The sequence below is a fragment of the Streptomyces sp. MK37H genome, assembly GCF_018035285.1.
Lineage (GTDB): Bacteria > Actinomycetota > Actinomycetes > Streptomycetales > Streptomycetaceae > Streptomyces > Streptomyces endocoffeicus.
This window is the reverse complement of record NZ_JAAAYH010000436.1, coordinates 1-7,356: the sequence shown is the minus strand read 5'-3', so window position 1 is coordinate 7,356 and position 7,356 is coordinate 1. Positions and strand designations below refer to the sequence as shown.

5 protein-coding genes are annotated in these 7,356 nt (G+C 72.0%); 2 read left to right on the top strand and 3 right to left on the bottom strand.

Annotation, left to right across the window (positions count from 1 at the left end):
• Positions 1-265: 265 nt before the first annotated feature.
• Positions 266-694, bottom strand: a complete 429-nt coding sequence (locus GWI24_RS36940) for a DUF2267 domain-containing protein (protein WP_210950413.1) — start codon at positions 692-694, stop codon at positions 266-268.
• Between the two features lie 61 nt (positions 695-755).
• Positions 756-1,301, bottom strand: a complete 546-nt coding sequence (locus GWI24_RS36935; RefSeq protein ID WP_210950412.1) for a helix-turn-helix domain-containing protein — start codon at positions 1,299-1,301, stop codon at positions 756-758.
• A 132-nt stretch (positions 1,302-1,433) separates the two neighbouring features.
• Here GWI24_RS36935 and GWI24_RS36930 point away from each other — a divergent pair, with 132 nt between their 5' ends.
• Both GWI24_RS36930 and GWI24_RS36925 read left to right on the top strand, forming a co-directional pair.
• Positions 1,434-2,204: a bifunctional 2-polyprenyl-6-hydroxyphenol methylase/3-demethylubiquinol 3-O-methyltransferase UbiG gene (locus GWI24_RS36930; protein ID WP_210950411.1), complete on the top strand. Its 771-nt coding sequence runs from the start codon at positions 1,434-1,436 to the stop codon at positions 2,202-2,204.
• A 152-nt stretch (positions 2,205-2,356) separates the two neighbouring features.
• Entirely contained in the window at positions 2,357-2,851 is a 495-nt protein-coding gene (locus GWI24_RS36925; protein WP_210950410.1) for an NUDIX domain-containing protein, read from the top strand.
• A 28-nt stretch (positions 2,852-2,879) separates the two neighbouring features.
• Here the strand turns inward: GWI24_RS36925 and GWI24_RS36920 are convergent, their stop codons facing one another.
• Positions 2,880-7,319 (bottom strand): glycoside hydrolase family 2 TIM barrel-domain containing protein, encoded by a 4,440-nt coding sequence (locus tag GWI24_RS36920; RefSeq protein WP_308344212.1) that lies wholly within the window; start codon positions 7,317-7,319, stop codon positions 2,880-2,882.
• Positions 7,320-7,356: the final 37 nt, after the last annotated feature.

Below are 7,356 nucleotides of genomic sequence, written 5' to 3'. Positions count from 1 at the left end.
GCCCCAGGTCCCGGGTGGGGGCACCTGCCTCAGGCTCCGGGTCGGGGCGTTGCCCCTTCCCGTGGCGTCGATATGCGGCTCCGTCGCGTGGCGGGGCTCCGCCCCAGGCTCCGGGGTCCAGGGGCGGAGCCCCTGGTTGCGGGAAGGGGCGGGGAGGGGGAAGCATCGATATGCGGCTCCGCCGCGTGGATCGATACGCGGCTCCGCCGCGTGGTCCGCCGGCCACCCCGTCGGCAGGCTGTGAACCCTGCTCGCTCCGCGCGTTCTACTCGGCCCGTGACTCCGGCAGCAGTTCCCGGATGTCGTTCGGCAGCACGCCGTAGAGCTTCTCCATCAGCTCCGGGTCCACGGCCGAGTCCAGCACCTCGAAGAAGGCGGCCGCCTCGCGCAGCGCCTCCTCCTCGGTGTGCTCGGTGCGCCAGGCGATACGGCCCGCGAAACCGGTGAGGTCGAACCGCTCGCCGTGGTCCCGCCGGTACTCCCGCTCCTCGGGCGAGCCCTCATGGGAGGCGGCGACGCGCCGCAGCGGCTCGGCCGCCTCCTGCGGCAGTTGGGCCGCCATATGGTCCGCCAGCCCGTCCGGGATGCGCTCGGCGAGCGTTTCGAGCGTCGCCCGTACCGCCCGCTCGGCGGACTGCCGGTCGGGGAGCTGGGCCCGGGCCTGGACCAGGCCCGTCAATTCTTCGTAGCGCATGGTCGGCGCTCCTCGTGGTCGGATGCACCCGGTACTGTGCCGAGTGCCCCGTGCCATTCGCTCAAACCGCCGCCGGACGCCCGGCCTCCGGGGTGTCCTCCCGCCTGTCCTCCCGCGCGGCGAGCAGCGGACCCAGCACCCGGGTGCCGGGGCCGGTGCGCCCGCCGGGGCCCGGGAGCTGGGTGGTGTTGGCGGCCGTCAGGGGCTCCCCGCAGTGGGCGCACGCGGACACCGGCGTGGTGTCCCGCCCGCAGCCGAGATGGCGGATCCGGGCCGGGGGCCCGGCGGGGCCCGCGTACCAGCGGTCGCCCCACTCCATCAGCGCCAGCAGCACCGGATAGAGCTCCTCGCCCTTGGGGGTGGCGCGATAGTGCTCACGCGGCGGCCGCTCCTGGTACCGCTCCCGGACCAGCACCCCCTCCTCGACCAGCCGGGACAGCCGGGCGGCCAGGACCTTACGCGATATGCCCAGGTCATGGGCGAGATCGTCGAAGCGGGTGACCCCGGTGAGCACATCCCGCATGATCAGTGCCGTCCAGGCGTCGCCGAACAGATCGGTGGCGCGGGCGATCGAACAGGCCACATCGGCGAGCGGAGTACGGGTCATGACACGACCCTACCCGAGTTCCCTGAGGGAACTTAAGAGTGTTAGGTTTCCTCGGGGAACCCGGCGAGCCCGCCCGGGCCGCCCCAGGCACCGGTGAATCCGCGAATCCGCGCACCCGTGAGGGAGAAGACGATGGCCGCCGCCCCGCACATCGAACTGGACTCACGGTCGCCCGAGGCCGTCGACGGCCGTCAGATCAGGGCCGTCACCTTCCAGGACAGCCGTCTGGAGTACGTCCGCACCACGCTCAAGAGCGTGGACCTCTCCGCGTCCGGAAGCCGTGCCGTGGTCGTGGGCAGCGGCCGCGGGCTGCTGGCCCGCGGGCTGGCCGGTCTCGGCTTCGACGTCGTCGCCGTCGACCCCTCCGCCACCGCCACCGAGATGGCGCGCGAGGCGGGCGAGCGCGAGCACCCCGGGATCGACCACCGCACCGCGCCGGCCGAGCGACTCGGCCTTGCCGACAGCGCGTTCGATCTCGCCTACTACGCGGACACTTTCGAGATCACCCCGGATCTCGACCGGGTGCTGGCGGAGGCCGCCCGGGTGCTGCGGCCCGGCGGGGTGCTGATCTACGACACCGTCAACCGCACCCTGCTCTCCCGGCTGATCTACCTCGGCGCCTTCCAGCGCGTCCCGATGACCCGGATCATGCCCGCCGGCCGCTACACGGCGGCCCGGCTGCGCACCCCCGCCGAGCTGACCGCCGCCCTGGAGCGGCAGGGGCTGCGCAACGAGGACATCTGCGACTTCAAACCCAAGGATCCGCGCAGCCTCGTCAAGGCCACCATGGCGCGCCGCCGGGGGCGGATCACCGATGAGCAGATCCCGCCGATCGTCGACTTCGTCCTCGCCCCGGACGCCCGGCCGCTGGTCACCTACCTCGGCTACGCCCGCAAGGGCTGACACCTCGGCTACGCCCGCAAGGGCTGACACCTCGACCACGCCCGCAAGGGATACCTCGGCCGCGCCCGCAGGGGATACCTCGGCCGCGCCCGTAAGGTCTGAGTGGCGGGCCCGGCGCCCCGCCCCGGCCTCGTGGGCGCACACTGGGCACCGTGACTCGTAAGCGCAGCGCCGGACTCCTGCTGTACCGGGGTGCGGGCCCGGCCGTTGAGGTTCTGCTCGCCCATATGGGAGGCCCGTTCTGGGCCACCAAGGACGCGGGCGCCTGGACGGTGCCCAAGGGGGAGTACGACGAGGACGAGACCCCGGAGGCCGCCGCGCGCCGGGAGTTCCAGGAGGAGCTCGGCGTGCCCCCGCCCGGCGGGGAGCCGGTTCCGCTGGGCTCCGTGACCCAGACCGGGGGCAAGCTGGTCATCGCCTGGGCGCTGGACGGCGATCTTGACCCGGCGGACATCACCCCCGGCACGTTCGCCATGGAGTGGCCGAAGGGCTCCGGCCGGATGCGGGAGTTCCCCGAGATCGACCGGGTGGCCTGGTTCGGCCTGGACGAGGCCCGCCGGAAGATGGTGACGAAGCAGCGGGTGTTCCTGGACCGGCTGGAGGAGCTCCTCCAGGGCGCGGAGGGCGCGGGCCCCGGCGGCGAATGACCGGGACCCGCGCCCACCAGCTGTCATGTCACTCCGTTCCGCAGTGCACCGTGGCCGCTCCCCAGTCGGCGTGGTCATGCGCGTTGCCGTCGCCGCCGTCGGTGACCCGCAGCCGGAGCCGCTGCGCGCCCTCGACCCGGGCCTCCACCGGTACGGCCGCGTCCGGGCCGCGCACCGTCTCACCCCGGTACACCCGCTCGCCGTCGGCGTATACCTCGAAGACGACGCTGCCGTCGGCCCCCACCTCGTCGTCCACGCCTGTCTTCGCGGTGAACGTCGAGCAGTTGCCGCCCAGGAAGACCTCGACCGTGGAGTCGGCGTGGGTGCCGAGGCCGCGCTCGTAGGTCGTGCCGTCGATGGTGAGGGTCTTGCCGTCGCCCGGCGCGGACTCGCCGTTGCTGCGGTCGCGTTCGACCGGGCCCCAGCCGTTGTCCGCGGTGATGAAGTCGAGCGTGGACACCGCCGCCTCACCGTGCGGCGGCGGAGGCGTGCCGTCGAGTTCGGCCGACGCCGAGTCGCTCACCCGCGCGCCACCGGCCGAGGTCGCGCGGACATCGGCCACGGCGGGCCGTAGACCGTCCGGACTCCCCTCACCACGGCTGATCGTGGTCCGTACGGTCGCGGTCCGGCCCGCCGCGAGGTCGCCGAGGTCGAAGGTGCCGGGCTCGGCGGTCCACCCCTGGGCCAGGCCGAAGGCGGCCGTGACATCGCGCAGCGGAGTGTCACAGGGGTTGGTGACGGTCAGCTCGGCCGGGGTGGAGCCGCCCGCCGGCACCGTGGTGTCGGCCGCGGTGAGCTTCGCCTCGGGGGCGCAGACCACCGGGCCGCGCGGGGTGCCGGTGCGGGCCTCGGCGCCGGTCAGCGGGCGCAGCCGCAGGGTGTAGGCGTACTCCTTGGCGGGCCGCACCTGGTACTCGGGCAGCACGGTGTGGAACGTCTCGCTCACCCCGCTCACCGCGTGGTCCAGGTGCAGGGTGTTGCCTCCCGGGTCCTTGCGGAGGGCGAACGGGTAGGCGGCGCGGTCGATCCCGGTGTAGGGGGTCACGCCGGCAGAGAAGTCCCCGGACACCAGGAGCCCGCCGCTGCCGTCGGACAGCGAGGCCCAGCGGACGTCCTCGTGGTTCCCGTAGTCCTGCGGCTTGGTGTATCCGGCGAACTGCTCGTCCACGTCCGTGGAGTACACCCCCACGGGGGCGCCGTCCTTACGGTCGTTGTAGTTCTCCTGTGGCCCGCGCCCGTACCAGCTGAACCGGTCGTAGCGGTCGGGTATGCGCAGCGAGAGCCCGATACGGGGCAGATAGGGCACCTTGCGCGCCGCGCCCCGGGCCTCCACGCGGTGGTCGAGGCGCAGCTCCCCGGTGCCGCTGACGGTGTACCGCAGGGTCTGGGCGAACGAGGAGTCCTTGACGCCGGGCGCGGTGGCGGAGGAGGGCACGGTGACGACGACCTCGCCGTTCCGCTCGTCCACCGTGACCTTGCCGGGCTTGGTGCGCAGCCGGTCCAGGCCCGCCTCGCGCCAGGATCCCTCCTCGGAGCCGATCTCATTGCTGACCGGGGCGCGCCAGGCGTCCAGCTCGGGGCCGGAGCCGAGGAGCTCCCGGCCGCCGGACTTCATGGAGACCAGCTCGCCACTGGCCCTGTCGAAGCCGTACGAGAAGCCGTCGCCGGTGACCGTAAGGCGGTCGCCGGAGGTGGTGGCCGTCACCTTCCCCGGTGCCCGCGCGGGCGTTGTGCCCGCGAGCCGGCGGCCGCCGATGTCGAACTGCTCGACCGCAACCCGGTGTCCGGCCTTCGCCCAGACCGTGTCCGCCGCCTGCACCGCCTCCACGGTCAGCTGCCGGTCGGCGTCCTGGGGGTTGGCGGGCGGCTTGGGCAGTTGGAGGGTGCTCCGCTCACCGGGGGCGAGGTCGAGGCCGCGACTGCCCTGGGCCAGGGTGCGGGCGCCCTCGGTGACGCGCCAGCGCAGCCGGAGGTCGCCGGTGCCGGTGAAGGACCGCTCGTTGCGCACCTCGACCCGGCCGGCGCGGGCCTCGTCGCCCGCGATCCGGATCGGGGCGTGGACGGCAGCCATGGTGCGGGCCTCGGGCTGGACGGTGCGGTCGGAGGAGACCACCCCGTCGACCCCGCCGGTCCCGGCGCCGTAGGACAGGAAGTCCCCCTTACGGTCGAGCCGGTCGAAGTCGAGCGCGAGCACCGCGTCCGCGCTGGGGTCGGCGGCGAGCTGATCGGGGCTCAGCGCCTCGTGGTAGACGCGGACCTGGTCGACGGTGCCGTGTGCCATCCGGGTGCGGATGTTCTCCTGGTCGGTCTCCGGGTTGCGGCCGATGTTGACCGGCTGCGCGGAGTAGCCCACGCTGCCGGTCCAGTCGGCCGACGCGGTCTGCTTCCCGTCGATGAGCAGCCGGAGCGTCCGGCCGTCGAAGGTGGCGGAGACGCGATGCCATGAGCCGTACCAGCCGGCGGGGACATCGGCCGCCACGGTGTGCCAGTCCCCGTCGCCGTAGACGAAGAACTCCAGGGTGTCCTTGTCGCGCATCTTCAACGCATAGCTGTGGTCGCCCTTGGCGATCATGGTGAAGGAGCCGGTCCAGTCGGCGGGTTTCACCCAGGCGTCCAGGGTGAGCGCGTCCGACACCGCGTCCAGCTTCGGATCGCGGTAGACCTCCACGAAGTCGTCAAGACCGGACAGCTCCAGCGCCTTGCCCTGGTGTCCCGCCACCAGACCGGGCTTTCCGGAGACGTACGACAGGATGTCGTTGCCGGAGGTGTCGGGGGTGGTGAGCAGCGGCTGGGTGATGTTCTGCTCCGCCCAGTCCCAGATGTAGCCGCCCTGGACCTGGGGGTACTTCCGCACCACATCCCAGAACTCCCTGAAGTTGCCGAGCGAGTTGCCCATGGCGTGGGCGTACTCACCCATGATGATCGGCTTGGTGGTGGCCTTCGCCTTCTCCTCCAGGCCCGAGGGGGAGGGATAGCGCGGGCCCCAGACATCGGCGAACGGGGCGTCGCCGTCCGGGCTGTTGGGCTGGTGGTAGACCGGCCGGGCCGGGTCCTCGCGGTCCAGGAAGTCGGCCATCGCGTAGTGGGCCTTGCCCAGTCCGGCCTCGTTGCCGGTGTCCCACATCAGCACGCTGGGATGGTTCTTGTCCCGCTCGTACATCGCGGTGAGACGGTCCATGAACGCCGCCTGCCACTCGGGCCGTTCGGCCAGGCAGTCGTCCGGGCAGGCGTCGTGGTGGTGGGTCTCGATGTCCACCTCGTCGTCGATCCACAGACCGCGCGCGTCGGCCAGCTCGTAGAGGTACGGATCCGAGGGGTAGTGCGAGGTGCGCACGGAGTTGACGTTGAGCTGCTTCATCAGCGAGACGTCGGAGGCGGTGCGCTCACGGGTGGCGTGGCGGCCGGTGTCGGGGTCGGTCTCGGAGCGGTTGACGCCCTTGACGAGGATGCGTTTCCCGTTGACGAGGAGCTGTCTGTCCTTGATCTCGATCTCGCGGAACCCCACGGGCTGGGCGGTGGTGTGGGTGACCGTGCCGTCGGCGCCGGTGAGCCGGACGACGAGGGTGTAGAGGTGGGGCGTCTCATCGGTCCACTTGGCCGGGTTGGCCACATCGGCGGTGAGGGTGGTGGAGCCACCGCCGTCGCCCACCGTCCCCGACATCGTTGTCACCTCGCGTCCGCGCTCGTCGTAGAGGGTGCCGAGCACCTTGCGGTCGTCCGAGGCGTGCTCCGGGCCCTTGGCGGCCACATCGACCTCGGCGGTCAGCCGGGCGTCGCGGTACTGGCTGTCCAGACCGGTCTTGACGGTGACGTCCCGCAGATATTCGGCCGGGGTGGAGTACAGCCCGACCGAGCGGAAGATGCCCGAGAACCGCCACTGGTCGTAGTCCTCCAGATGCGATCCCGAACCCCAGCGGTGGACCTGCACCGCGATGGTGTTGCGGCCCGGGTGCAGCCGGTCGCTGATGTCGAATTCGGCGGGGGTGTAGCCACCCTGGTCATAGCCCGCGTAGGAGCCGTTCACCCACACCGGATAGCCGCTGGTGACGCCCTCGAAGCGGAGGAACGTCCGCCGCTTCTCCCAGCTCCTGGGCAGTTCGAAGGTCTTGACGTAGGCGCCGGTCGGATTGACGTCGTGCGGGACCTTCGGGGGGTCGTCCGGATACATCTCGGTGGGGATGTTCCGGAACACCGGATGGTCCAGGCCGTCCGTCTGCCAGGTGTGCGGCACGCTCACACTGCGCCAGCCGCCCTTGGAGGTGTCGTAGTCCTCGGTGAAGAAGTCCTTCGGCACCTCCTCGGGGCGGTCGGACATGTGGAGCTTCCAGGTGCCGTCGAGCGAGGCGGTCCAGCGGCTCTTGGTGCCGCCCTCGAGGGCCTCGGCGGTGTCGGCGTACGGGGTCAGCCGGGCGTGGGCGGGCTCCTGTCCGACCGAGGTGACCTCGGGGTCCTCCAGCAGTTTGTACACATCCGCGGGGGGATCGGGGGTGTCCGCCGCTGCCGCC